The organism is Dyella tabacisoli (assembly GCF_003350925.1).
GTDB classification, from domain to species: Bacteria; Pseudomonadota; Gammaproteobacteria; order Xanthomonadales; family Rhodanobacteraceae; genus Dyella_C; species Dyella_C tabacisoli.
Map to the genome: position 1 here is coordinate 180,555 of NZ_KZ857175.1, position 25,640 is coordinate 206,194.

21 protein-coding genes are annotated in these 25,640 nt (G+C 61.8%); 8 read left to right on the top strand and 13 right to left on the bottom strand.

Annotated features, from left to right (window positions below; all coding sequences use genetic code 11):
• Window positions 1–8 precede the first annotated feature (8 nt).
• On the top strand, window positions 9–1,601 hold the full coding sequence (locus DVJ77_RS07735; protein ID WP_114844918.1) for a T6SS phospholipase effector Tle1-like catalytic domain-containing protein: 1,593 nt from the start codon (window positions 9–11) through the stop codon (window positions 1,599–1,601).
• Between the two features lie 331 nt (window positions 1,602–1,932).
• On the opposite strand, the gene plsB is transcribed toward DVJ77_RS07735, so the two are convergent.
• The 3 genes from plsB to DVJ77_RS07750 form a co-directional block, all read right to left on the bottom strand.
• A complete protein-coding gene (plsB, locus tag DVJ77_RS07740) occupies window positions 1,933–4,545 on the bottom strand; it encodes a glycerol-3-phosphate 1-O-acyltransferase PlsB (RefSeq protein ID WP_114845285.1) in 2,613 nt (870 codons plus the stop codon).
• A gap of 99 nt (window positions 4,546–4,644) precedes the next feature.
• Window positions 4,645–5,592 carry a hypothetical protein gene (locus tag DVJ77_RS07745; RefSeq protein ID WP_114845286.1) on the bottom strand — a complete coding sequence of 316 codons (948 nt, stop codon included), beginning with the start codon at window positions 5,590–5,592 and terminating at the stop codon, window positions 4,645–4,647.
• A gap of 290 nt (window positions 5,593–5,882) precedes the next feature.
• Window positions 5,883–6,764, bottom strand: coding sequence for a 5'-nucleotidase, lipoprotein e(P4) family (locus tag DVJ77_RS07750; protein WP_114844919.1), 882 nt, complete (start codon window positions 6,762–6,764; stop codon window positions 5,883–5,885).
• A gap of 523 nt (window positions 6,765–7,287) precedes the next feature.
• On the opposite strand from DVJ77_RS07750, the gene DVJ77_RS07755 reads away from it, so the two are divergent.
• Window positions 7,288–8,319, top strand: coding sequence for an AI-2E family transporter (locus tag DVJ77_RS07755; protein WP_114844920.1), 1,032 nt, complete (start codon window positions 7,288–7,290; stop codon window positions 8,317–8,319).
• Between the two features lie 12 nt (window positions 8,320–8,331).
• On the opposite strand, the gene DVJ77_RS07760 is transcribed toward DVJ77_RS07755, so the two are convergent.
• Window positions 8,332–8,829 (bottom strand): lysozyme, encoded by a 498-nt coding sequence (locus tag DVJ77_RS07760; protein ID WP_225427893.1) that lies wholly within the window; start codon window positions 8,827–8,829, stop codon window positions 8,332–8,334.
• Window positions 8,830–8,920: 91 nt separating this feature from the next.
• Window positions 8,921–10,903 (bottom strand): UvrD-helicase domain-containing protein, encoded by a 1,983-nt coding sequence (locus DVJ77_RS07765; protein WP_114845288.1) that lies wholly within the window; start codon window positions 10,901–10,903, stop codon window positions 8,921–8,923.
• A gap of 139 nt (window positions 10,904–11,042) precedes the next feature.
• Here DVJ77_RS07765 and DVJ77_RS07770 point away from each other — a divergent pair, with 139 nt between their 5' ends.
• Window positions 11,043–11,675 (top strand): thymidine kinase, encoded by a 633-nt coding sequence (locus DVJ77_RS07770; protein ID WP_114844921.1) that lies wholly within the window; start codon window positions 11,043–11,045, stop codon window positions 11,673–11,675.
• 63 nt (window positions 11,676–11,738) lie between these two features.
• Window positions 11,739–12,506: a hypothetical protein gene (locus tag DVJ77_RS07775; RefSeq protein WP_114844922.1), complete on the top strand. Its 768-nt coding sequence runs from the start codon at window positions 11,739–11,741 to the stop codon at window positions 12,504–12,506.
• 16 nt (window positions 12,507–12,522) lie between these two features.
• On the opposite strand, the gene mutM is transcribed toward DVJ77_RS07775, so the two are convergent.
• From mutM to DVJ77_RS07805, 6 genes are all read right to left on the bottom strand, one after another.
• On the bottom strand, window positions 12,523–13,350 hold the full coding sequence (gene mutM / locus DVJ77_RS07780; protein WP_114844923.1) for a bifunctional DNA-formamidopyrimidine glycosylase/DNA-(apurinic or apyrimidinic site) lyase: 828 nt from the start codon (window positions 13,348–13,350) through the stop codon (window positions 12,523–12,525).
• A gap of 30 nt (window positions 13,351–13,380) precedes the next feature.
• Window positions 13,381–14,790: an NADP-dependent phosphogluconate dehydrogenase gene (gndA, locus tag DVJ77_RS07785; protein WP_114844924.1), complete on the bottom strand. Its 1,410-nt coding sequence runs from the start codon at window positions 14,788–14,790 to the stop codon at window positions 13,381–13,383.
• Between the two features lie 450 nt (window positions 14,791–15,240).
• Window positions 15,241–15,735, bottom strand: a complete 495-nt coding sequence (locus tag DVJ77_RS07790; RefSeq protein ID WP_114845289.1) for a hypothetical protein — start codon at window positions 15,733–15,735, stop codon at window positions 15,241–15,243.
• The gene (locus DVJ77_RS07795) at window positions 15,732–17,102 is read right to left on the bottom strand and encodes a GldG family protein (protein WP_114844925.1); all 1,371 of its coding nucleotides are present in this window, start codon (window positions 17,100–17,102) and stop codon (window positions 15,732–15,734) included. Before DVJ77_RS07795 ends, DVJ77_RS07790 begins: the two co-directional genes overlap by 4 nt.
• Window positions 17,102–17,887: an ABC transporter permease gene (locus DVJ77_RS07800; RefSeq protein ID WP_114844926.1), complete on the bottom strand. Its 786-nt coding sequence runs from the start codon at window positions 17,885–17,887 to the stop codon at window positions 17,102–17,104. Before DVJ77_RS07800 ends, DVJ77_RS07795 begins: the two co-directional genes overlap by 1 nt.
• On the bottom strand, window positions 17,884–18,672 hold the full coding sequence (locus DVJ77_RS07805) for an ABC transporter ATP-binding protein (RefSeq protein WP_380038745.1): 789 nt from the start codon (window positions 18,670–18,672) through the stop codon (window positions 17,884–17,886). Before DVJ77_RS07805 ends, DVJ77_RS07800 begins: the two co-directional genes overlap by 4 nt.
• 182 nt (window positions 18,673–18,854) lie before the next feature.
• Between DVJ77_RS07805 and DVJ77_RS07810 the strand changes: the two genes are divergently transcribed.
• Window positions 18,855–20,048, top strand: a complete 1,194-nt coding sequence (locus tag DVJ77_RS07810; RefSeq protein WP_114844928.1) for a DesA family fatty acid desaturase — start codon at window positions 18,855–18,857, stop codon at window positions 20,046–20,048.
• A 173-nt stretch (window positions 20,049–20,221) separates the two neighbouring features.
• Here DVJ77_RS07810 and rpmG read toward each other — a convergent pair whose 3' ends face one another.
• Complete coding sequence (gene rpmG, locus DVJ77_RS07815) at window positions 20,222–20,386, bottom strand: 50S ribosomal protein L33 (protein WP_114844929.1); 165 nt, start codon at window positions 20,384–20,386, stop codon at window positions 20,222–20,224.
• Between the two features lie 10 nt (window positions 20,387–20,396).
• On the bottom strand, window positions 20,397–20,633 hold the full coding sequence (gene rpmB / locus DVJ77_RS07820; RefSeq protein ID WP_114844930.1) for a 50S ribosomal protein L28: 237 nt from the start codon (window positions 20,631–20,633) through the stop codon (window positions 20,397–20,399).
• A 303-nt stretch (window positions 20,634–20,936) separates the two neighbouring features.
• On the opposite strand from rpmB, the gene secB reads away from it, so the two are divergent.
• The 3 genes from secB to DVJ77_RS07835 all read left to right on the top strand — a co-directional run bounded on the left by secB (window position 20,937) and on the right by DVJ77_RS07835 (window position 25,632).
• Complete coding sequence (gene secB, locus DVJ77_RS07825) at window positions 20,937–21,440, top strand: protein-export chaperone SecB (RefSeq protein WP_114844931.1); 504 nt, start codon at window positions 20,937–20,939, stop codon at window positions 21,438–21,440.
• A gap of 9 nt (window positions 21,441–21,449) precedes the next feature.
• Window positions 21,450–22,478, top strand: coding sequence for an NAD(P)H-dependent glycerol-3-phosphate dehydrogenase (locus tag DVJ77_RS07830; RefSeq protein ID WP_114844932.1), 1,029 nt, complete (start codon window positions 21,450–21,452; stop codon window positions 22,476–22,478).
• Between the two features lie 124 nt (window positions 22,479–22,602).
• Window positions 22,603–25,632, top strand: coding sequence for a DEAD/DEAH box helicase (locus DVJ77_RS07835; RefSeq protein ID WP_114845290.1), 3,030 nt, complete (start codon window positions 22,603–22,605; stop codon window positions 25,630–25,632).
• Window positions 25,633–25,640: the final 8 nt, after the last annotated feature.

Genomic DNA, 25,640 nt, shown 5'->3' on the forward strand with positions numbered 1-25,640 from the left:
TGAATGAGATGAGTGGTAAGGATTCCAAAGAAACACACAAGCTCGGCGAGGACGGCGTTCTGCAAGACGGCGTGCCGCATTACGTAGCAAGCCCCGAGAAACTACAAACCTATCAGGATGCCAGCCAGGCACTGTCGCATTTTCAGGTGCCGGTGTTGTTTGACGACACCAGGCTAGGCGCAAACAATAGACCCTGCGACCGGCTGTATGTAGCTGCGTTCGACGGCACCAGTAACGATAAAGATAAAGACCCTCTGCATGCGACCAACGTTGCCAAGATCGCAGACCAGATCGCAGCCTCAACCGGAAACAATGGCCACATTCAGGTCGGTTATTTCGCTGGTCCCGGTACGCAGGACAACGGTGCCACGCGCCTCTTTGATAGTGCGAGAGGGCATACCTATGACAAGCGTCTCGAACAGATGTACAAGCAGTTCACGGATCAAGCTTGGGAGTGGAAAAGGGACAACCCCGATGCCGAGATTCGTGTCGCCTGTATTGGTTTCAGCCGCGGCGCGGAACAAGCTGCCGGGTTTGCGCGCTTAGTGCATGAGCGTGGTATCCAAGACCCGACCGGTGCCAGGTATACGTTCGGGTTCGACGGACTTATTACCGATGCTAAATACAACAATCCTGCGTTGGTGGAGCCTAAACAGGTGGCCCAGGTTGAGGGTCTGTTCGACGCGGTCGGTACCGGCACACCGTATAAACGCGACCGGCGCCCACCACCCTCGGTAATCTCGGGCATCCACATCATTGCCGCGGACGAGCGTCGCGGCACGTTTCCGTCCGATCGCATTATCCGCCCCGGCCTGTCGCCCGACGGGCGTTTCCTGGGGCTGACCGTGGCCGGTGCGCATTCGGATATTGGTGGCAGCTACCATCGCGACGGTCTTGCTGCACGCAGCCACAACCTGATGACTGACTATCTCAATGGATTGAGCAACCGGCCGTTTCTTGCCAAAAGCGTCGAGCCGGACAATCCGAGTTTGAATGTCATACACCGCTCGGAAGAGAGCGCGCTATTCAAATTGCTGAGTAAGGTCGATCGCTCCAAGCCAGAGGGCCAGCACGACCTGCTGGTGCCGAAAAGCCAGGCGAAGGATATCGATCGCCCCATGCTCGCCGAACCGCGCGACGATGAGTTGAATAGGCAGTTTCGACGGCAGGCTGTAGGGATCCAGCCGGTGCCGCCGGCAACCACTCTTTTGAGTCACTCGGAGCATCCCGATCACGCGTTGTATCAGCAAGCGCGCGCTGCCGTGCATCGACTGGATACGCAACTCGGCCACAAGCCTGATGAGCGCAGCGACAGGTTGGCCGCATCCCTGACCGTGTCCGCACAAAAGAAAGGTTTGACGCAGATCGATCACGTAGTGCTGAGCGACAATAACCGTCCTGGCTCCTACGCATTCGCCGTGCAAGGCGAGCTGAATTCGGCGCTCAATAAACTCGCCAAGGTCAACACCGATCAAGCGGTCAAGACGACCATCGAGCAGAGCAGCAGGGCCTGGCAGCGGCAAGCCAACGAGGCACAAGCAGGGCAGCCCGTACAAGCACAGCAGGAGCAAGCTCCGACGCGCGCACCACAACAGCGGTAGAGCTGCCTTGCGACGCTTGGAGAAAGGCATCGCTTCGGCCGTATGGAGTGTCCTGATTGACCGGAGTACATCCAGATGTGCTCCGGTCTCTCACAGTGCGGCAGGCTTGCCGCCTTCTTTTAAACCACGCCATCCTTCATCACGAGGCTGACCCGCCGCATCGCGGTGATGTCGTCGAGCGGGTTGCCTGGAGCGGCGATGACGTCGGCGCGTTGGCCGACTGAGGCAGGCTTTTAGCTCCTCCCCCTGCGAGCAGGGGGAGGTTGGGAGGGGGTGCGTTCTTGCCTTATGCAATGAAGCCGTCGTTCAAAACTCTGCAAGGCAAGGGCATTCAATCCTTACCGTGATGCTGCCGATGCTCAGTCTCGACATGGCGACGATGCAGTTCATCGCTGGTCGAAGATTCGGTGGCAACAGCGGTGACCTCTTCGACGGGCTGCGGCTTGGCCGCCTCGGTATCGCCGCCCGGCGTGATTTTCAGAATCGAATGGCGTACTTCGCGTGACAGGATCACTCGCGCATCGCGCACCATGCCTTCCAGCACCTGGTCGTAGCCGAGCTTGCCGTCGGGGTCGGTCCAGACCACGCGGCTCTCGCGCAGTTTGTGGATGAAGCCACGGAACAGGGCTTTGTCGAAGAACTCCGGCGCAGACAATTCGTTGAGCAGACTCAAGCGCTGCGCGGTGAGCGTGCAGGCGTTTTCCAGCTCGGCGCCGGTGAGCGTGTGCGGGCCGTTTTTTACCAAGGCGGCAATCGTGATGTAGTAGCGCTCGAACGCCTGGATCAGGCTGCGCGCGATCACTTTCAGTTGATAGGCCGCATCGTCCTGGCCGGGGCCGCGCTCAAGCAGGCGGCCCTCGCCGGCCGATTCGAGCAGGCCGCGACGGACGAACAAGTCGATGGTTGCCTGCAACTGGGTAGCGAAGCCGTCCGTATCCCAGGGCAAGAACAGCTCGCCCTGGATAAATGGATAGATGATCTTGCCCAGGCGCAACACGGAGGCGCGCGACATGCGGCGGTTATTGAGGAAACAACAGGCCACCCACGCGGCTGTCGCGGTGAGGTGCAGCACATTGTTGCGGAAGTAGCTGAGCAATACGGCTTGCTCGTCCTCCGTGACCAGTACGTCGCCAAGCGGGTGGCGTACGCGGCGTATCCAGCCCATTTGTTCGCCATAGGCGATGATGCCGGCCGGGTCCATCGGAGTCATAGTGACGCGATCGGAATACGGCAGTTCGACCAACAGGGTCTTCATCAGCTCCAGTTGGGCGAGCAGGTCGTTTTCCGCCATCGCGTGCTTGGGGGTGGCTAGCAAAGCCAGCGCCAGCAGGTTGATCGGGTTGACGTCGGCGGCGCGGTTGATATTGACCTGGATGCGTTCGCATAGCTGGTCGACCACACCGTTGAGCCATTCGGGCTTGGCATCCGGGTCGGTATCGGCGCTGCGCCAGTCGTGGCTGGCTGCGTCGAGCAACGGGTTCAGCTCGATCGGTTCGCCGAAATTCAATGCGACATGGCCGTAGCGTTGGCGCAATACCTTCAAGCCGCGCAACAGGCCGAACAGGGATTCCTTCTCTTTCGGTTTGCCGCTGAGTTCGCCGATGTAGGACTTGCCCTCCATCAGTTTCTCGTAGCCGATATATACCGGCTGGAACAGCACTGGACGACGCGGCGCACGCAGGAACGCGCGCACCGTCATCATCAGCATGCCGGCACGCGGCGCCAGCAAGCGACCGGTGCGCGAGCGACCGCCTTCGATGAAGTATTCGATCGGCACGCCGCGATCGATCAATTGCGCCAGATATTCGTTGAACACCACCGAATACAAGGCATTGCCCTTGAAGCTGCGCCGCAGGAAGAACGCGCCGCCACGCCGCAGAATGGGTCCGATGCCCGGCAGGTTGAGGTTTACGCCGGCGGCGATATGCGGCACCACCACGCCGGCCTTATGCAGCTGGTAGCTGAGCAGCAGATAGTCGGTATGGCTGCGGTGGCAGGGTACGTAAACCACCTCGTGGCCCGGTGCGGCGGCACGGGCTTTGTCGAAATGGTGCATGGCGATGCCGTCATACAGCTTGTTCCAGAAATTGGACAGCAGGAACGACACCGAGCGCACGACCGGATGCGAATAATCGGCGGCGATTTCCATCGCCAATTTCTTTGCCTTATGCCATGCCTTGGCATGGCTGATGTTTTCCTTGGCCATGGTCGAGGCAATGGCCGCGCGCACGGGCTCGGCATTGAGTACCGCATCGACCACGGTGCGGCGATGCGACAGATCGGGGCCAATCACCGCCGCACGGATGCGGTGAAAGTGCGTGCGCAGCACGCGGGCCAGCTTGCGGGTAAAGCGTTCCGGGCGAATGTCGCCGGCCTCTTGCAAGGCCGTGCGCAGCGATACCGGGGCTGAGAAATGCACCACGGTATCGCGGCCGTTGAGCAGCAGTGCCAGCAGGCGGCGGAAGCGGCCGACCATGACCCAGTTTTCCGAGAACAGCACGCTGAACCAGCCAGATTCGCGATTGGGCGCGCGGCCGACATAGATCGACACCGGCACGATTTGAATATCGCGCTCAGGCTGGCCTTCGAGCGAACGCAGCAGTTGATTGAGCGATTCGTTCGGCACGCGATGACGGTTGCGTCCAAACAAGCCGCCGTCGCGGCGCGTCAATGCGAACATCGAGCGCTTGCGGCGAGTGCCCGATAACAGTTGCATCGGGCTGGGCAGGCCTGCTTCGCGGCAGGCGCGCTCCAGAATCAGCGCGTCGGAAAAGCCGTCGCGCTCGATCACATAGCAAACCGGCGTGCCGGGTTGCAGCAAGGTCGCCGGTTCGGCCGGATCGCGCCGCAGGCGTACCCAGGGCTGCAGCAACTGCCCGGCTAGATGGAACCACCAGGGCGAGCGGCTGCGTGCGGGGGAATCTAAAGTCGGCGTGTTCTGCATCGGCCAATTGTAACCGCTGCGTCGGTTAGGCTTTTGTTGGAAATCACCCTGCACGCGATGAGATAAGTCCGTGAGCTGCCCAGCCTGTTGGCCGAGCTACTACATTTTTGTGGCGATTGCCGCACTGGCTGCCGGGGCGGGTGTACTGGCGCTGGGGGCTGGCGCCAGCAATCGCGCATGCGCCTCGTGCACATGGCGCAGCATGTCTTCGCTGTACCAGCGACCGTCCTGCTGCACGAGTGCGTACTCGGTCGATAGCGGCTTGCCGAGCAGGGTGTAGTCGATCTTTACGCGGGCGTGGCCATCTTTGCTTTCCATGGGAGTGACCTTGGCCGAATTCAGGCTGTCATCCACCGACAAGCCATAGATACCGAGCAGTTGCTTTACGCCGGTAAAGCCGATGGCGTATTTCTGCATGGCGCTGTCGAAATCCAGCTTGCGCGTGTCGTCGGCACTTTTGAGGCCGAGTTTGCGCGCGGTGGTTACGACCGTGCCGACCGCTTGCTTGGCCTTGTCCTGATCGAACCACGGCACTTGTTGCGCCCAGGGCGCCAGCACGCCGAGCACATCGCGCGCCTGCTGTTTCTGCGTATCGCCCATCTGCTTGTCTTGGTCGATGCCGGTCTTGGCGATCTGCTGCACGATGCCGATCATGATCGGCAACTGGTCTTTGTACTGCAGTTGCATCTGGGCGAGCTTGGGCTTGAACTGAGCGTAGAGCTTGGTTTCCGCGTCGACCTCGGTGAATTGCCGTAGATTCTCGGCGAACTTGGCGCGATCTTCATCGGTGATCGGCTGTTGCTCTGGTTTTGGGCGGGTCCAGTCGGCGCGCAAGGTGGCGTACTCGGCCGGCGGCAGCGCGTGCTTCCAGAAACCGGCGAAGTCATTCGCTTTGATGAGATCGATGGATTGCTGTATCGCCGCTTCGGGGGTATCGCCGCCTGGCTTGGCAGCTTCTTGCTGGTCTTTGTCTTTGTTATGGCAGGCGGCGAGCGCCAACACGGCGACAAACGCAAGCAAGAGATGGCGCAAAGAGTGGAAACGCATCGGTATCTCGCGGTAGGTGGCGGTGCGCCAAGCGGGATGCCGAGGGTAAGGGCGGCGATGGCGGCGAAACAAGGGCCGTTAGTCCCAATCATGTGCGGCTGCACAAAAAGAAAACCCCGCTGGCGTTGAGCCTCGCGGGGTAATCCGGCAGAGCCGGAAGGGAAATGGCCTTGCCCGCAGAATATTGAGGTCAGCAGGTGTTGGCGTGGGTCATGTTAGCGGCTCGCCAAAGTTAAGGCAATGCTTTATGTTTAATAGTGTAAGTAATTGATTTTTATTTGCTTATATATCTACTGCAAGCGCAATGAGTCGATCTTCTGGCGTCGCTGTTGCTCGCGTGGAGCAGACCAGTCGTTGTTGAACAACGCTGGCTCCCAGGAGCCGTAAGTGGGGTTCGGCAAGACAAACCAGCGGCTGCCGATCCATGGCAGGTAGGGTGCGATCACCTGCTGACGACCCTTGGCGGTATTGGCCGGCACGTCGACAAAGTCGCCGATCTGGTCGCCGAATTGCATCAAGACACGGTAGCTGCGACCGACCCGTTGCCGACGGCAGCCCTTTTCGCTGCCGACCTGCTCGCAGCCGGGAACTACCGTGCCCAGGCCCAGAAAAGCCTCGGCACCGGATACCGGTAGACCGGCTTTGCGTAGATTCGCCAGCGTGGCGGTATCCAGATCCTTGGCGCGGTTGGAGATATAAATCACGGCGACGCCGTGCTTGGCCGCGAATTGAGTGAACTCCACCGCACCCGGCAAAGCATGTGCGTTCTCTTCCTTGCACCAGGCGGCCCAAGCAGCCTCGTCGAAGCCGCTGCCACTCTGGATGAGTCGCGCCTGATAAGGCGAGTTATCCAATACGGTCTCGTCGATATCCAGCACCACCGCTGGCTTGAGCCCCTTGAGCGGCGCGACGCGATCGTCTTTGGGCAGTGCATCCCAGCGCGGATCTTTGAGCGCGGCCAGCAAGCGCGATTGAGCGTCCCGATAGGTCTGCAGATAAATCAGATCATGCTCAATCGCCGTCTGACTCCAGGCGACGGCATTGAGGTTATCGTTTGCAGTGGCGACCGCTACAGCCTCCGGGACAGTCAGCTTCTTGGATTGAGTCGGCGCAGTGGAGCATGCGCTGAGCAGGGCAAGAGCGGCGAGTGTCGCCGGCAGACGGATGGACATGCAGATTCCCCTAGAGATGGCGGAGGAGTTGAAACGGGAAAGTTTACGACAGAGGGGTGATGGGGTTACCCCCTCCCAACCTCCCCCTGCAGGTCCCGAAAAGGGGACTCCCTTCGGTCGCGGGGGAGGGGTAAAAGCAACGAAGCGGCTGCTTTTGACGTTGCTCTTGGCTCTTGACCTCGGGGCCCCTGTGCGTCGGTGAGGGTCGGACGACAAGGCCCGCAGGGGACTCGGCATGGATGCCGAGTCCTTTTCGCCAGTGCAAGGATGCACTGGCGAAAAGCCCGGCCGACCCTCACGCACCCGAAGGGCGACGCACCGGGGTGGCCTTTCTTTGGGTTACTTTTCTTTGGCCACTCAAAGAAAAGTGACTCGGCCTCCGGCAGGAGGTCGAAAGCCCGCCGCAGGCGACCCAACCCGCGAGATCATCCGCAAGATCATGAACAACCCCCACCCCATAGGCTGGCGGCCCAAGCAACCTACTGACAGACTGCACCCCACCCCACCCACTCAACTGAATCGAATGGACTCCACCCAACCGGCCCCACGCGAACCCTCGCCCGTCGTCCGCATCGTCAGCTATGCGCTCGCGGGTTTGGCCTTGCTGATGGTGATGTGGCTGCGTCTGCTACCCGCCCTGCTGGCGGGTCTGCTGGTCTATGAACTGGTGCAAGCCACCGCGCCGCTGCTGGGTAAGCGCATTCCAAGCGATCGGGCAAGGGTGTTGGTGGTCGCGCTGCTCGGCGTCATCGTGGTGGGCTTGTTGACGCTGTTGATTCTCGGTGCCGTCAGTTTCTTTCGTACCGAAATAGGTAATCCCGAACTACTGTGGCAGCAACAGTTGATGCCGCTAGTGGAAAAAGCGCGCCAGCAATTACCTCCGACGGTAGTGGAGTGGCTGCCTGACAGCGTGGACGACCTGCGCATCATGGCGATGCAACTGGTGAGCAAGCATTCGCTGAGTTTGCAGTTGCTTGGAAAAGAAGCCGCGCGGGTTTTCGTACACATCATTATCGGTATGGTGCTCGGCGCCATCGTGGCACTCAGTCGCGCACGCCCCGCGCATCAGGTCGGCCCACTGGCGGCAATGCTGGGACAGCGTTGCCAGCGATTGGCCGAAGCCTTTCACAACATCGTGTTCGCGCAAATCAAGATTTCGCTTATCAACACGGTATTCACCGCGATCTTTCTGCTTGGCGTGCTGCCGCTGTTGGATATCCATATTCCGCTGACCAAGACCCTGGTAGTCATCACCTTTATCGTCGGTCTGCTGCCGGTCATCGGTAACCTCGTATCCAACACCGCCATCACCATTGCCGGTTTATCGGTATCGCTTTGGGTCGGCGTTGCGGCACTCGGTTTTCTGATCCTTATTCACAAGCTCGAATACTTTCTCAATGCCCGCATCGTCGGCACCCAGATACGCGCTCGCGCGTGGGAGTTGTTAGTGGCGATGCTGGCGATGGAGGCCGCGTTCGGCCTGCCGGGCCTGGTGGCCGCACCGATTTACTACGCCTATTTGAAGAGCGAGCTGGAAGCGGAGCGCTTGATTTAAGGCGCGCCGCTCCTATCCCGCCGAAGTATTTCCCGCTGAAGTATTGACTGCCGGCGCTGCGGTATCGGGCGTCAAGAACAGCGTGCGTTCGGCGATACGCCGTCGCAGCAAGCCGGCCACGGGCTGTCCGCCGGCGTTGCTCCAACGTGGAAACTCAGCGGCGGCGCCAGCGTAGTCGCCAGCGTTGAGTTTGCGCAGCAAGGTGGACCCCGCAAATGCTTTCGCGCCCAGGTTGAACACGAAACTGGCCAGCGCATCCAGTTGCGGTTGCCGCAATGGCACCGTCACCAAGGACAAGATAGCTGCCGTGGCGTGGGCGAGATCGGCTTGCAGTAATGAATCGGCCTGTGCCGCGTCGATACTCATGCCTGGCTGTACATCGGGTCCGGTATGGCCGTAACCGATGGTCCATACCCCTACGCTGTCGCGGTAGGCGACCAGGCGACATCCCTCGAAGCGCTGTATCAGCGCGATACCGGTGGCACTGACCGTCATGCTTTGCATGTTCATGCGTTCGCTCCCCCTAAGAGCCTCTAAAGCGCCCCCCGATCCCAGCGCGTTGCGAACACTAGCACTGCTGGCACCCACGAAATGTCAACGCTTACTTACCGGCCAGCATCGCCGCGATTTTCGCCATATGCGACTCGGCGGTTTCACGCACGACTTCTTTATCGGCCTCGGGGTCTTTGCCTTGCCAATGCAAGTCGACCTGGGGCAGTTCATGCAGGAAGCGGCTGGGTTGGTTGCTGTGGACCTCGCCGTAACGCTTGGTTTTGGCCGACCACGACAAGGTGAGCATTTCTTTGGCGCGGGTAATGCCGACGTACATCAGGCGGCGTTCTTCGTCGATGCGGCCTTCGTCCAGGGCGCCTTCGTGCGGCAAGGTACCGTCTTCGCAGCCGACGATAAAAACGAAGCGAAATTCCAGCCCCTTGGCCGAATGCAGGGTCATCATGCGCACGGCGTTGCCGGGCTCGTCGCGGTCGGCATGGCTGAGCAGGGCCAACTGGCTGGCGAGGTCGCCGACGCTGTTGCCGCCTTTCTGCATGGCGCGGAACCAGTCGGCCAGTTCGCGCAAGTTGCCGAGTCGGCGATCGCGCAGTGCGGCATCAGTGGTGCTGGCGGCGATTTGTTCGGCGTAGCGGGTGCGGGTGAGTACGGTATCCACCAGGTCGGCGGCGTTTTGATGCAGCGAAGCGCTGCGCAGTTCGTCGAGCAAGTTGGTGAACGATGACAGCGCGGCGGCCGGGCGCGGGGTGAGCTGGCGTAGCACGGCGTCGCTGCGGGCGGCATCGAGCAAGGAGGCGTGTTTGGTCTGCGCGATCTGGCCGAGTTTTTCCAGGGTGGTCGCGCCGATTTCCCGCTTGGGTACGTTCACCACCCGCAGAAACGCAGCGTCGTCGCTGGGGTTGGTCAGCAGGCGCAGATAGCAGAGCAGATCCTTCACCTCGGCGCGGTCGAGAAAGCTCAGCGCGCCGGTGAGGTGGTAGGGGATGCGTGCCAGCCGCAGCGCTTTTTCGAGCGGGCGGGCCTGGAAATTGCCGCGATAGAGAATCGCGATGTCGTGCCAGCGCGCCTTGTGTTTCTCGGCCAGGGTGGTAGCGATGGCGGCGACGCGTTCGGCCTCGTGTTCGTTTTCCTTGCACTCCAGAACGCGGATCGGCGGACCTTCCGGGTGGTCGCTCCACAGCTTTTTTTCGTGCAGATGGGGGTTGTTGGCAATCAACATATTGGCGGCGCGCAAAATGCGTTTGCCGCAACGATAGTTTTGCTCCAGCTTGATGACGCGCAGGTTCGGCCAGTCTTTACCGAGCTGGTCGATGTTCTCGGGATTGGCGCCGCGCCATGCATAAATCGACTGATCGTCATCGCCCACGCAGGTAATGCGGCCGCGCTCGCCGGTCAGTAGCTTGAGCAGGCGATATTGCGCGTCGTTGGTGTCTTGGTATTCGTCTACCAGCAGGTAGCGCAGACGCTCTTGCCACGCCGTGCGGGCCTCTTCGTCGGTTTCGAGGATTTGCAGCGGCAGGCGGATCAAATCGTCGAAATCGACGGCGTTGAATGCGGCCAGGCGCGCTTGATAGAGCTGGTAGATCATCGCCGCGTCCAGCTCTTTCGGGCTGCGTGCGGCGGCTTGCGCCTGCTCCGGCGATAACCCTGCGTTTTTCGCGCGGCTGAGCAGGTTGCGAATGCCGAACAGCGCGTCCGATTTGATGCCTTTGGGCGCCAGCTCTTTGACGATGCTTTCGCTGTCGTCCGCATCCAACACCGAAAAGCCGCGGCGCAAGCCGGCGCGCGCATGCTCGATCTGCAAAAACTTCAGCCCCAGCGCGTGGAACGTGCACACGGTAAGCGCTGCCGCATCTTCGGAGCTGATGAGCTTGCCGACGCGCTCGCGCATTTCGCGCGCCGCCTTATTGGTAAAGGTGATCGCGGCGATCTTCGCCGGCGCCAGTTTCTTACGCGCGATCAAATACGCGATCTTTTGCGTAATGACCGAGGTCTTGCCGGAGCCGGCGCCGGCCAGCACGAGGAGCGGGCCATCGCAATGTTCGACGGCGGCCAATTGTTGCGGGTTCAGCATGGGGGCGTGCAGATGGGTTGGGATGCGCAGGCGCGGTGGGCGATGGTAGCAAACGGACCGGTTACGCGGGTTGGCCGTGCCCGCGATACCATGCGCGACCGCATTCGTTCGATCTGAGATCGTAAACAGGCTCTTAGTCATGGCCAAGCTCTATTTCTATTACTCGGCAATGAACGCCGGCAAGACCACCACGCTGCTGCAAAGCGCCTACAACTATCACGAGCGCGGCATGCGCACGCTGATTCTGACCCCGGCGCTGGATAACCGTTATGGCGAAGGTGTGGTGGCCTCGCGGATCGGGCTAAAGGCGGATGCGCATCGCTTCAGCGGCGACGAAAATCTGCTCGCCAAGGTCGAGGCCGACATCGCCGTGCGTGGCGCGCTGCATTGCGTTTTTGTCGATGAGGCGCAATTTTTGACTAAGGCACAGGTGTGGCAGATCAGCGATGTGGTCGATCGGCTGAACATTCCGGTGCTGGCCTATGGTTTACGCACCGATTTTCGTGGCGAGCTGTTCGAGGGCAGCCGCTATTTGCTGGCCTGGGCCGATAATCTCGAAGAGATCAAGACCATCTGCCATACCGGCCGCAAGGCCACCATGGTGGTGCGCGTAGATGAACATGGACGTGCGGTGACCGAAGGGCCGCAGGTTGAGATTGGCGGCAACGACCGCTATGTCTCGGTCAGCCGGGCCGAGTTCAAGAACATCACCGAAGGCCACGGACGTATTGAACTGCAGCAACCGATGCTGCCGCTGGGCAAAGGGCATTAAGCCCAGCCCGCGATTACCCACGCTTGGCAACCCCAGGTCAGTGTTTTACTCAAGGAAATGCGCATGAACGAGCCGATCACCATCCCTGCCTGGCAGCGTCCGCATTGGCAGCCGAGCGACGAAGAGATCGTTCTGCAGTTTTACGTGTTCGGCAAGTTTGAGGCCGTGCGTGCGCCCTCTGCCGATTACGGCAGTGACGGCCTGCCCACAGGCATCGAGCTGACGAGCCATCACCACAGCACGTTGCGGCAGTGGGAGGGTTATCCGCTCAAAGGCCGCCTGGGCCGCATGCTGAAAGAAGACGCGCCGGAGGCATACAAGGTTGCCCTCGACGCGCCTGAAGTGCTGGTCGTGCGTGGCCGCATCAAGGACAGCGGCGAGACGGGTTATCTGCGCGACACGCTTGGCGTGCTCGCTGCGCTACTCGATATCGGCGGCGTGGCGATACTCGACCCGCAGGTGCTGACCTTGTTCGATGCCGCTACCTGGCGCCGGCAGTACCTGGTACGCGATGGCGCACCGATTCGCAGCCACGTGCTGATTCTGCGCGACGGAGACGAAGGGAAGGATCGCCTATGGGTCCACACCCGCGGCCTGCGTAAATTCGGCCGCCCCGACATCAGCCTGCGCAATGTGCCTGAGCGCGAAGGCGATCGGGCTGGCGCATTGTGCGAGCGTCTGGTCGAGCTGCAGGCGCTGGGTGCGCATTTCAAGGATGGGCAGGCGCTTGAGGCCGAAGGCGTGCCCAGCGGCTTGGTGGCGAAACTGGGCGGCAGCATCGAAGACCCCGAGTTCAACAACACCTATGTCGAGTTCCGTTGGCCGGTTTGAACGATCTTGAGCGGGTTCAGCGTTGGCAGCGCGGGCAGAAAAAGGTCGAGCGCTGCCCTAGCGTGACTTGCCGGATCGCCGTGCCGCAGGTGTTGCACGACTGGCCTTCGCGGCCATAAACATTGAGCTCGCGAAAGAAGTAGCCCGGTGCGCCGTCGGGGTTGAGAAAGTCGCGCAAGGTTGTGCCGCCGCGCTCGATCGCCCAGGCCAGGATGCGCTTCACCTCGGCGGCAAGTTGCGCATAACGGGCGCGCGAAACCGTGCCGGCGGGCCGGCGCGGGTCGATGCCGGCGGCAAACAAGGCTTCGCTGGCGTAGATATTGCCCACGCCGACCACGATGGCGTTATCCATCAAGAATAATTTCACCGCCGCTTTGCGACCGCGCGAGAGATGCCATAGCAAATCACCGTCGAAGGCGTCGGTCAGTGGTTCGGGGCCAAGTGCGGCAAGCAGGGAGTGGGTTTCGCCGGGCCATTGCCATAGCAGACAGCCGAAACGGCGCGGGTCGGTAAAACGCAATATGCGCGGTCCCCCGCTCGGTCCTGGTTCTACTGCGATATCGACGTGATCGTGTTTGCCGGGCAGCACATCCGGCGGCAGCACACGCAACATGCCGGACATGCCTAAGTGCAGCAGCGCACTGCCGATTTCGGTTTGCAGCAACAGATATTTTGCGCGCCGCTCTACGGCTTCGATGCGTTGGCCGGGCAGCAGCTCGCTGATTTCGCGCGGGATCGGCCAGCGCAGATCGTGGCGCCGCAAAACCACCGCCGTGACACGTCGGCCGACGAGATACGGAGCAATGCCGCGGCGGGTGGTTTCGACTTCGGGGAGTTCAGGCACGGTGAGATGATCGGCAAAGGAGCGGCGTGGTCACGACCAATCCGCGTGAAAGCTGCCGGGCTGATCGATACGTTCGAACGTATGCGCACCGAAGTAGTCGCGCTGCGCTTGCAGCAGGTTGGCGGGCAGATGTTCGGCGCGGTAGCTGTCGTAGTAAGCGATGGCGGAGGCGAAGCACGGTACCGGCACCCCGGCTTGAACCGCGCCGGCTACGACATCGCGCAGGGCTTGCTGGTATTGCGTGGCGATGTCGCGAAAATACGGATCGAGCAGCAGATTAGCCAGTTGCGCTTCGTGCGAGTAGGCGTCGGTGATCTTTTGCAGAAAGCGGGCGCGGATGATGCAGCCGGCGCGGAAGATCTTCGCAATGGTGCCGTAAGGTAGCTGCCAGTGGTACTCGTCGGAGGCGGCACGCAATTGCGCGAAGCCCTGGGCATAGGAAACGATTTTGCTGAGATACAGCGCACGGCGCACGGCCTCGATAAAGGCGCCGCGATCGCCGTTGAATGCCGAGGGCGCCGGCCCGGTCAGCAGTTTGCTGGCGATGACGCGCTCGTCTTTCAGTGCCGATAGCAGTCGCGCGAATACCGACTCGGTAATCAGCGGCAGCGGCACGCCGAGATCGAGTGCGCTCTGGCTGGTCCACTTGCCGGTGCCTTTTTGCGCGGCCCGATCGAGAATCACATCGACCAGATCCTTGCCGCTTTGTGGATCTTTTTTACCGAAGATATCGGCGGTGATCGCGATCAGATAACTGTCCAGCTCGCCCTCGTTCCAATCGGTATAGACCTTGGCCAACTCGGCATTGGACAGACCAAGCACTTGCTTGAGCACGGCATAGCTTTCGGCGATCAATTGCATATCGCCGTATTCGATACCGTTATGCACCATCTTGACGTAATGCCCCGCTCCATCCGTGCCCATATAGGCCACGCAGGGTTCGCCGTCGGGGGCGCGGGCGGCGATTTCAGTAAGGATGGGCGCGACCAAGTCGTAAGCATCGCGTGGCCCGCCCGGCATGATCGAGGGACCGTGCAGAGCGCCCTCTTCACCGCCGGAGACGCCCGTGCCGATGAAGTGCAGGCCGGCCGCGCTGAGTTCGCGCTCGCGCCGTATCGTGTCTTTGAACAAGGTATTGCCGCCGTCGATCAAGATGTCGCCCTGGTCCAGCAGCGGCTTTAGTTCGGCGATGGTGGCGTCGGTAGCTTCGCCGGCCTTGACCATGAGCAGGATGCGGCGTGGTTTTTCCAATGAGTCGACGAAGTCTTTGAGTGTGTAGGCGGGGATCAGCTTGCGGCCTGGATGGGCGGCGACTACTTCATCGGTTTTTTCGCGGCTGCGGTTGTAGATGGATACCGCGTGGCCGCGGCTTTCGATGTTGAGGGCGAGGTTTCGGCCCATGACGGCCATGCCGATTACGCCGATCGCTTGTTGGGTCATGGGGGGATTCCTGGGGTGTATGGGTGGTGAAGGATATGGGGAGGGGGTGGAGTTTGTGCAAGCGGGGGTTTGGGCTGGGTTGGTCGCCTGCGGCGGGCTTTCGACCTCCTGCCGGAGGCCGAGTCACTTTCTCTTGAGTGGCCAAGAGAAAGTAACCAAAGAGAAGGCCACCCCGCGCGTCGCCCTTCGGGCTTGTGAGGGTCGGCCGGGCTTTTCGACAGTGCATCCATGCACTGGCGAAAAGGCATCGACATCCCTGTCGATGCCCCTGCGGGCCTTGTCGTCCGACCCTCACCGACGCACAGGGGCCCCAAGGTCAAGAGCAAGAGCAAGGTCAAAAGCAACGTCAAAAGCAGCGAGCGCTGCGCTTTTGCTCCTCCCCCTACGTGTAGGGGGGGGGGCTGGGAGGGGGTGAGTACTTGCCCCAGCTCCTGCAAACAGCGGAGACAACTAAGCGTCAGGTTTTTTTCTCAGCCCAGTCGCGGGGCGTGGCGTATAACGCATGGAAACCAGCGCTACCCGTGTGCCCACGCGCACGTAACGCTGTGGTCCGGTGACTGAAACTTCGCCGAATTCCAGTCGTTGACCATCCAGGCTCAGCACGGCCAATGGCTTGGTCAGGCCGATTTTCGCCGGATCGAAATCGCTTAGCGGGCGCCAACTCAACACCGACGCTGCCGCGATTTCGGTCAATTCGCCGAGGCGGCCTTCATCGGCACGTGTTGGGGTGCCGTCGGTACGCCACCAGTGACCGTCGCGCTTGGCGTAATGCTCGGTGGGGGTGCCTTGCAGGCTTAGTTCGATCTGGGTGATGGCCTCAGGGGCGATGCTAAGCAGGGTTTCTTTCGCGTGTTGCTGGTCGCGCTGTAGTTGCCATCCGGTCAGCGCGAGCAAGGCGCTGACACCGAGCAGCAAGCTCAGGCGTGTGCGGGTGGCTCGCTTCATGCGCGGCGGCGCCGCCATACGATGCATCCGCCGATCGTCAGCAGCAGTAGTGGTAGGCCAATCATGAAGCCCATGCTGACCGCGTTGAGCTGGCTTTGCGAGAGTTGCAGAATGCGATCGGGTGCGCCGCGTGGCGGCAGGTTGACCAGTGCGTCGTCGCCGAGCAGCCAGTCGAATACGCGTTCGCCCAAGGCGCGGTTGCCGGCGTTGCCGAGAAAAGTATTGGAGAGAAAGTCGCCGTCGCCGATCACCACGGCGCGTTGTTCACGCTTGGTGGGACTGGGCGAAAGCCGGCTCAGTGCGAAGCCGAAATCCAACGGGCCTTTGAGTTCACCCGCGGCGGCGTCGAAGCGGACATCGGTGGGATGCTCGTTATCGATGGGGTGAAACGCGGTCCAACTCTGCGGTCCCGAACGGAGAAACGCCTGTACGTCCCAGCCGCTCTGCGCTAGCTGAGCCAATGCGGAGACTTGCGGAAACAGCGTGGTGAGCGTGAAGCCGTGAGTGATCGCCTGCGGCGGGTAGTCGCCCAGCGCGATCAGGCGCGGGTCCTTAAGGCCCAGCGCGGCGCCTTGGCCGTCCACCAAGACACCAGGCAGTACGCGCACACCGAGTGCATTCGCCAACGGCGCCAGGCCCAGGTCCTCGTTTGCCGGTTCGGTTAGCCACAGCACATTGCCGCCATTGGCTACATAGTCAGTCAGTGCCTTCACCGCGCCGGCGGGCAGCGTCAGCTCGGGGCTGGCCAGCACCACCAGGTCGGTGTGCTCGGGCACCGCCGTGACCTGGGTGAAACTCAGCGGTACCGCGCGCATGCCACGGCCTTCCAACTGCGAGATGAAAGTGCCCAGGTCGGCATTCGCCTTGCCGTCGGCGCGGCGTTCGCCGTCACCGGTGACAAAGGCGACGATGCGCTCGTCGCCGCGCGCGAGCCGTTCCAATGCATTGGTGAGGCCGCGTTCGGACAACTCTTCCAGGCGCTGCTCGCGGTTCTGGTAATGGACGATAAGCGCGCCATCGACGGTGACACCGAGTTCGCGCATCGCTGCCGGATCTAGCTGCGGGTCGACGAAACGCAGGGCGAGATCCGGTTTGATCCGCTGATAGCGTTGTACAAAGCCGGCAATGGTTTGGCGTAGATCGCCCTGCGGACTGGCGTAACTGACAATCTCCACTGCGCCGGGCAACGTGGCCAGCACCGCGGCGGTTTCATGAGAAAGGCTGGCGCGCCGCCCGTGGGTCCAGTCGGCGATAAATTCATGGCGCGTCGATAGATAACCGATAGCGCCCGCGCCGAGTAACAGTCCCAGCGCGAACAGCCAGCCGTCCAGACGTCTAAACAGGCCTTGCTTGAATAGCGTCGTCATCAGCCGCGCTCCTTTTCTGCCGATAGTCGACGTATCGCCAGCATCAGCGAGAATGCGATCAACAGCGCGAACCATACGAGGTCCACGCTGGAGACCAGGCCGCGCAGCAGCGGCTCAAGATGTGTGCTCAGCGCCAGCCAGTTGACCGCGCCGTTGCCGACGCCGGCCATCTGCGCGCCCAGATTGACGATGGTCAGGCCCAGGCCCAGCATCAGGCTGGCGGTGGCGGCGATCGCCGGATGCGAGGCGAAGGCGGAGCAGGCGATGCCTAGCGCGGCCAATGCAGCCAGCATCAGCAGCAGGCCTAGCGATGCGGCAGCGAACTTGCCCCAGTCCAGATGCGTGCCATGAGCCAGGCTCAAGGGCATCGCCAGAACCAGCAACAGCCATAAGGCCAGCCACAACAGCAGGGCCAGATACTTGCCGAGCACGATTTGCGAACCGGACAAGCCGCTGGCAAACAGCAGGGGCAGGGTGCCGTTGCTGCGTTCGCCGGCAAGTGTCGACATGGTCAGTAGCGGCACTATGACCAAGGCCAGTTCGGCCAGGCCAAAGGGCAGCAGGCCGCCGGTAAGCAGGCTGCTAAGCATGGGCACGGCGACCAGGTCGGTATAGCCGGGGCCGCCGGGCAGTGCGGCCAACTTGATCTGATTGGCCAGGAATTGGCCCAGCAGCAAAATAAAGCGCCACGCCAATTCGCCCAAGGTGAATGCGGCGAGTACCCAGGTCAGCGGGCGTACGAACAGGCGGCGAAGCTCCAGCCTTGCAACGGCGATGACGCTCATGCGGCGCGGCTCCTGTCGGCGGAGGGTGTGCTGTCGCCGCCACGCATCGCAATATCGAAAAAGGTCTGTTCCAGTGCCTTGTGGTCGCCATCGGTAATCGGGCCGTCGTGATGCAGTCGGCCTTCATGCAAGATCGCGACACGATCGCAGACGGCGGTCACCTCGGCCAGCAAATGAGTCGACAGGATGACCGTCGTGCCGGCACTGACCTGTTCGCGGATCAAGGTGCGCAGGGCGGCCACCTGGATCGGGTCGAGTGCGTTGGCTGGTTCATCCAGCACCAATAGCGCCGGTTTATGCACCAGGGCACAGGCCAGGCCAAGCCGCTGGCGCTGGCCTTGCGACAGCACGCCGGCGAGTCGCCGCTGCAAAGGGCCTAGTTCCAGCCGTTCGACAATGGCCTCACGGGCTTGCTTCAGCGCGACGCCGTTCAGGCCGCGCAGGCGCCCGTGCGTGTCCAGATGCTCGCCAACGGTCAGTTCAGGCCATTGCGGTGCCCGCTCTGGCAGCCAGCCGATCAGCCGGCGCGCGCGTTCAGGGTGTTCCAGGAAATCCTCGCCATTAAGCGCGATCGTGCCGCTATCGGGGCGCAACGCGCCGGCAATCATCGATAACGTCGTTGATTTACCGGCCCCGTTCACCCCCAGCAGGCCCAGCACCTGGCCGCGTTTCAGGGTCAGGCTCAGATCCTGAACGGCTGGACGTCCGGCCCGGTGGCGGCTGAGTCGATCTAACCGTAATAAATCCGGCTCCAAGATGTCTTGCGGCAAAACGGCGTTAGGCATGGTCATTGCGCGATTGTCGGGGTGTCCACATATCCAGCACAACGGGGTAACAACTGCTATACACGAGTCGTGCGATCATCGACACGTTTAGATGTAATAACGAACGACCATGCTGGCGGGTACGGAAACCGACGGCATAGACTGCTTTGCGAATCAAAGTAATCAATCCTCTGGGTGCTTCCATGCTTGATGCAGTACTGAATTTCCTTTCCAACGGCCTGACCAGCGCCAGTTGGCTGACCATGCTGATCTATGTGCTGGTGATGACGCAGATCACCATTTTCACGGTGACGCTGTATCTGCACCGCTGCCAGACGCATCGCGGCGTCGACCTGCATCCGCTGATTGCGAACTTCTTTCGCTTCTGGGGCTGGTTGACCACCGGCATGGTGACCAAGGAATGGGTGGCGGTACATCGCAAGCATCACGCCAAGGTCGAGACCGAAGAAGATCCGCATAGCCCGCAGATCTACGGCATCAAGAAGGTTTTCTGGGATGGCGTGTCGCTGTATCGCGATGCCAGCGAAGTGAAAGAAGACCTCGAAAAATACGGTCGCGGCACGCCGGACGACTGGATCGAGCGCAAGCTGTACAGCGCGCACCCGTACTGGGGCCCGACCTTGATGCTCATCATCAGCCTGGCCTTATTCGGCGTGATCGGCGCAGCCTTGTGGGCCGTGCAAATGATCTGGATCCCGTTCTGGGCTGCCGGTTTCGTCAACGGCGTCGGCCACTGGTGGGGTTATCGCAACTTCGAAAGCGCCGACACCGCGCGCAACCTAATTCCCTGGGGCTTCTGGATCGGCGGCGAAGAGCTGCACAACAACCACCATGCCTTCCCGAGTTCGGCCAAGTTCGCCCTGCGCAAGTGGGAGTTCGACATCGGCTGGGCGGCGATTTGCATGCTGCGCGCGGTTGGCCTGGCCAAGGTGCTGCGCGTGGCGCCAAGCCTGGACGTTCGCCCGAACGTGCATCTGCCCGATGCCGAGACGCTGAAAGCCGTACTTACCCATCGCTTCCAGGCGATGACCGACTACTACCAGGGCGTGATCGTGCCGACCATGCGCGACGAGGCTCAGCACGCCGGCGAGAACATCAAGTCGATGCCGCGCCGTTTGCGCCGGGCCATGGCCGATGGCGGCCGCTGGCTCGATAACGAAGGTCGCGATCGTCTCCAGGCCGTATTGGCCAAGCGCCCCACCCTGAGCGTCGTATGCGAGTTCCGTGCGCGTCTGGCGGCATTGATGGAGCAGCGTGGTGCCGACCAGGCCTTGAAGGGCCTGCAGCAGTGGATCCACGAGGCCGAGCAGAGCGGTATCCGCGCACTGCAGGAGTTTGCGCAGCGGTTGAAGGGCTATGCCGTCAGCGCTACCTGATCGTGCTTTGCCATGAGTAAAAGAAAGGCCCGCTGATCGCGGGCCTTTCTTTTTAGCGAGTCGTCTCAGCAGAGCCTTCGGCCGAATGGCCGGCAACAAAAAACCCGCCTTGCGGCGGGTTTCTTGTGAAGGTCAGATCCCGGCTTTCGCGGGGATGATCTGCTAGCTGCAGATCACTTGATCTTGCCTTCCTTGTAGATCACGTGCTTGCGGACAACCGGGTCGTATTTCTTGAACTCGAACTTTTCCGGCGTGTTCTTCTTGTTCTTCTGCGTGGTGTAGAAGTGGCCGGTGCCGGCCGAGGAGATCAAGCGGATCTTGTCGTTTTTAGAAGCCATGATTGATTCCTCAGACCTTTTCGCCGCGAGCACGCAGGTCGGCAATCACAGCCTCGATGCCATTCTTGTCGATGGTGCGCAACGCTTGATTGGAAACGCGCAGTTTGATCCAGCGGTTTTCGCTGGCGACCCAGAAGCGGCGCTCGTGCAGGTTGGGCAACCAGCGGCGACGGGTACGATTGTTGGCGTGCGAGACGTTGTTGCCTGTCTGCACACCCTTTCCGGTGACTTGGCATCTACGGGCCATGAGGACCTCCGTAATTAGTTGTGTACGCCCGTTAGCCAGGGCGACATCGGCCCAGCGGCGCTTGGCGCCACGCAATGCTGGAGGGTGGTGCTTTCAGTGTGCATCGTGAGGCCCGCATCGCGTCGCGGACGTACCCGAAACATCGGGCCGGCACAGTTGAGCCGCGTATTCTCCCAGAAAAACAGGGCTGTGCGCAAACTAAGTGGTTTTTGATGATGTTTGGGCATGGCGGGGCTGTCTTCATTTGTGGAACAATCGACCCCTTTGGTTCTAACCACTTACGCGCAAGAGCGAGGGAATCCCATGGCAGAAGTCACCGCCAACGGTCAGGCCAATGGCCAGGCCGGTCAGCCACAGCTAATGTTGCAGAAGATCTACGTCAAGGATGTGTCGTTCGAGGCGCCCAATGCGCCGCAGATCTTCCAGGAGATCGCCGAGACCGATCAGCAGCCCCAGGTTCAGCTCAATCTTGGTCACAAGGCTACGGCGCTGGGTGGCGATTTGTACGAAGTCATCCTGAGCCTGACCCTGACTTGCACGGTGGGTGAGCGCACGGCCTACCTGGCCGAGGTGCAGCAGGCTGGTTTGTTCGGCGTAGCCGGGTTCAGCGAGGCCGATCATGCCGGCATCATCGGCAGCTACTGCCCGAATCTGCTGTTCCCGTATGCCCGTCAGGTGATTTCGAGTCTGGTGTTGGAGGGTGGTTTCCCGCCGTTCTTGCTGCAGCCGATCAATTTCGACGCATTGTTCGCCGAACAGCAGCGCCGCACGATCGGTGGTGACGAGGCCCCGACGCTCAATAGCTGAGCGCACGTCATGGTTGAAAATCCGACCCTGGCCGTCCTCGGTGCCGGTTCCTGGGGCACCGCACTGGCGGCCTTAACCGCGCGCAATGGAGTGCCGACCCGGTTATGGGGTCGCGATCCCAGGGCGCTGGCGGCCATGGCTGAAAGCCATCGCAACCAGCGCTATCTGCCGGATCTCGAACTGCCGGCAGAGCTACGTTATGAAAGCGACCTCGCCGCCGCCCTGCGTGGCGCCGAGATTGTCTTGATCGTGGTGCCAAGCCACGCGTTTGCCGCGATGCTGGACGAAATCGCGCCCCTGCTCGAACCTGCGGCGACCATTGCCTGGGCGACCAAGGGTTTCGAACCCGGTACCGGGCGCTTTCTGCATGAACTGGTGCAGCAGCGTTTGCCGGGGCGTGCCGCGGCGGTCGTCACCGGGCCTTCGTTTGCCCGTGAGGTTGCCGCTGGCTTACCCAGTGCCGTTACCGTGCATTCCGACGATGACGCCTTTGCCCATCAGGTGGCTTCGCTACTGCATGCGCCGAATTTTCGTGCGTATTCCGGCAGCGATGTACTCGGTGCCGAATTGGGCGGTGCGATGAAGAATGTGCTGGCGGTGGCCACCGGGGTTGCCGATGGCATGGAGTTGGGGCTAAACGCCCGCGCCGGTCTGATTACCCGCGGCATGAACGAGATGTTGCGCCTGGGCGTAGCGCTGGGCGCGCGGCCTGAGACCTTGATGGGCTTATCTGGCCTGGGCGACCTGGTGCTTACCTGCACCGGTGACCTCTCGCGCAATCGTCGATTGGGTCTGGCGCTGGGCCGTGGCCAGGCGATCGACGAGGCGGTGCGGGAGATCGGCCAGGTGGTCGAAAGTGTCGTTACCGCCGATGAAGTGACCCGTTTGGCGATCAAGCACGGGCTGGATCTGCCGATCAGCGCCGGAGTGCGTGCGGTGCTACATGGCGAGGTGACTCCCGCGGAGGGGCTGAAAGCCCTGATGTCGCGTGAGCAGAAGCCGGAGTATCCGCAGGGTTTGTTTGGGTCGAGTCCGTGAACTGAGGGCTGGGGAGGGGGGGGCTCTTCAGCTCTTTTTTGCATCTCCGCGCAAAGCCGACGAACACTAATACGCTGGCCTTGCTAAGCTCGGCGTTTTGGTCGCCACCGCGGACCGCATGCGCATGCAGCAACCCGATGAGAAGCAGCAAGGCGATCTGATTTCGCGCAGTAGCGGCGGCCGTGACGAGCCGCTACCCGGCGTGTGGCGGCGCTTGCTTGATGCCCCCACCTCAGGGGCCACGCATGAACGCGGCGTACTCGGCTTTTTTCTTGAGGTGATGCCGGAGGAAGGCTCCCCGAACGCGCGGCTCGATGTGGCGCCGGTGCTGCTGGCCAGCGGCGAGCATGGCCGTTTCACACGGCCGACACCGCTGGATAGCAAACACCTGTCGCATCAGCCGTTGGAGCCCCACGAGCAGCGTCTTGCCGCCACCGTGCTCGGTTTGTCGCAAAGCCTGCGCAAAAGCCGCAGTTACGCCCGGCTGGCCGGTCATGTCGGCGATGCATTGCTGGCCGAGATTCTGGATACCTCGCCGTGCTTCCTCGGTGGCCTGGCCGGGTTGCGGCTATCGCGCGGCAAATCGCATCCGCTGCGCTGGCAATGGCAGTTGGAGGTCGATGGCAGTCAGCGCTTGCTGCCCTTGCTGCCGCACAATCAGCGTTTGCTGCGGATCGACGGCTTGTGGTTTCTCGATCCTGAGCGCGCCGAATTGGGGCATCTGGAAGCCAGTGCCGAAGAAGCCCATTGGCTCGATCTGCCTGCACTGAAGCACGAGCACAGCCGCCGTCTGCGCGACGCCTTGCCTCATAGTCGCCTGGCTCAACGTGTGCCGTTGCCGCAAGTGTTCAGTGAGCTGCGCCGCGCCGAACTGGCGCCCAAGCCGGTGCTGACCTTGCATGCATTGACGCGCCATGCGCGCCTGGGCGCCGGCACACCGCCGCTGGCCTATGCGCGGCTGGCCTTCGATTACGCTGGCGAGCGCTTGCCCGGCCGCGGCGGCGAGCCGCTGGTGCGGCGCGTGCGCAATGGTCAACTGATCGAGATCATCCGGCGTCGTGCCGAAGAGCTGTCGACGATGGAGCAGCTTGAACACGCCGGCCTGACCCCAGGCGTCGATACCGAAGGCCTGCCTTGGGATGTAGCCGATACCTTGCCCGAAGACGCCTGGCTGTTCCCCGGTAAGGGTTATGCGGGTGCGCTGGAGGTAAACACGCCGGCGCGTTGGCTGGCGCTGCGGCCAAAACTGGAGGCCGAAGGTTTTCAGCTCGATTACGCGCCCAGTTTTCCGTTCGAGGTGCTGGAAGGTCCGGTGCGCTGGTACGGCAACGCCGTTGAAGACGCCGACGACCACGCCTTCGATCTGGAGATCGGCATCGAAGTCGAGGGCAAGCGACACAACTTGCTGCCCGCCGTGGCGCAGGCACTGGCCGAGCATCAGCTCAATCTGAGTCCGGCACCGAACGAACCGGAAGACGCCGTGTGGTACGCGCCGGTCGATGAGCGTCGCCGGGTGCCGGTGCGGCTGAAAGAGTTGCGCGGCCTGCTGGCGCCCTTGGCCGAGTACCTGGAAAAACCAAAGAAAAAACTGCACCTGCCACGCGTGCAGGCCGGCCGTCTGGAAGAAATCATCGATGCGCTGCCCAGCGGCGGCGCCTTGGAGGCGCCGGAGCAACTGCGCGGATTCACCGCGCGTCTGCGCGATGCCGCCGAGCGCGCCAGCGATGCGATTCCGCAGGGCCTCACGGTGGAGCTGCGGCCTTATCAGCGCGAGGGTCTGCGCTGGTTGAATGCGCTTGCCGAGGCCGGTGTGGGCGGCGTACTTGCCGACGACATGGGCTTGGGCAAAACGCTGCAATTGATTACCCATTTGCTTGCATTGAAAGAACGCGGCGAACTGACTCAGCCGGCATTGATCGTGGTGCCGACCAGTTTGATTCCCAACTGGCTGTCCGAGGTTGCGCGCTTCGCACCGTCGCTGCGCGTGCTCACCCTGCACGGCCCGCAGCGCGGCGGTGAATTCGCCCAGCTCGGCGGTCAAGATATCGTGCTGACCAGCTACGCCTTGTTGCCGCGCGATGTCGTCACGCTGCGCAAGCAAGCCTTCGCCTTGATCGCATTAGACGAAGCACAGCAAGTGAAAAACCCCCGCACGCAAGCACGGCGTGCGGTACTCAGTTTGCGTGCCCCGCGCTGCATCTGCCTCACCGGCACGCCGCTGGAAAATCATCTCGGCGAATTGTGGTCGCAGGTCGACCTCGCCGTACCCGGCTTGCTGGGCGACGAAGGCGCGTTCCGTCGCCATTACCGGGTGCCGATCGAAAAGCAGCGCGATGCCGAGTGCCAAGAGCGTCTTAACCGCCGCCTTGCGCCTTTTATTCTGCGTCGTACCAAGGCACAGGTCGCCACTGAACTGCCGCCGAAAACCGAGATCACGCGTCGCGTGGTGCTGGAAGGCCGTCAGCGCGAGCTATACGAAAGCCTGCGCTTGTCGCTGGCCGACGAATTGCGCGAAGTGATCGCCCAGCGCGGCATCGCCCACAGCGGCATCATCGTGCTCGATGCACTGCTGAAGCTACGCCAGGTCTGTTGCGATCCGCGGCTGGTGAAATTGGAAGCCGCGCGCGGCGTGCGCGATTCGGCCAAGTTCGAATTGCTGATGGACATGTTGCCCGCGCTGCTCGCCGAGGGCCGCAAGGTGCTGCTGTTCTCGCAGTTCACCGAGATGCTCAAGCTGATCGCGCACGAGCTGGATCGTCGGCGTATCCGCTACGTCACGCTCACTGGCGAAACGCGCGACCGCGCCGAACCAGTGCGCCAGTTCCAGGAGGGCGAAGTGCCGCTGTTTCTGCTCTCGCTGAAAGCCGGCGGCGTCGGCCTCAACCTCACCGCCGCCGATACCGTGATCCATTACGACCCCTGGTGGAACCCCGCCGCTGAGGCACAGGCCAGCGACCGTGCGCATCGCATCGGTCAGGACAAACCCGTCTTCGTCTTCCGCTTGATTACCTCAGGCACGGTAGAGGAGCGGATCGAAGAGCAGAAAGCGCGCAAGGCCGAGTTGGCCGAGGCGGTGCTGGAAGGTGGCGGTAGCCGCGAGCGGCTCAGCTTCGAGCAAGACGATTTGGACGCGTTGCTGGCGCCGGCTTCGTAGATGTTTCG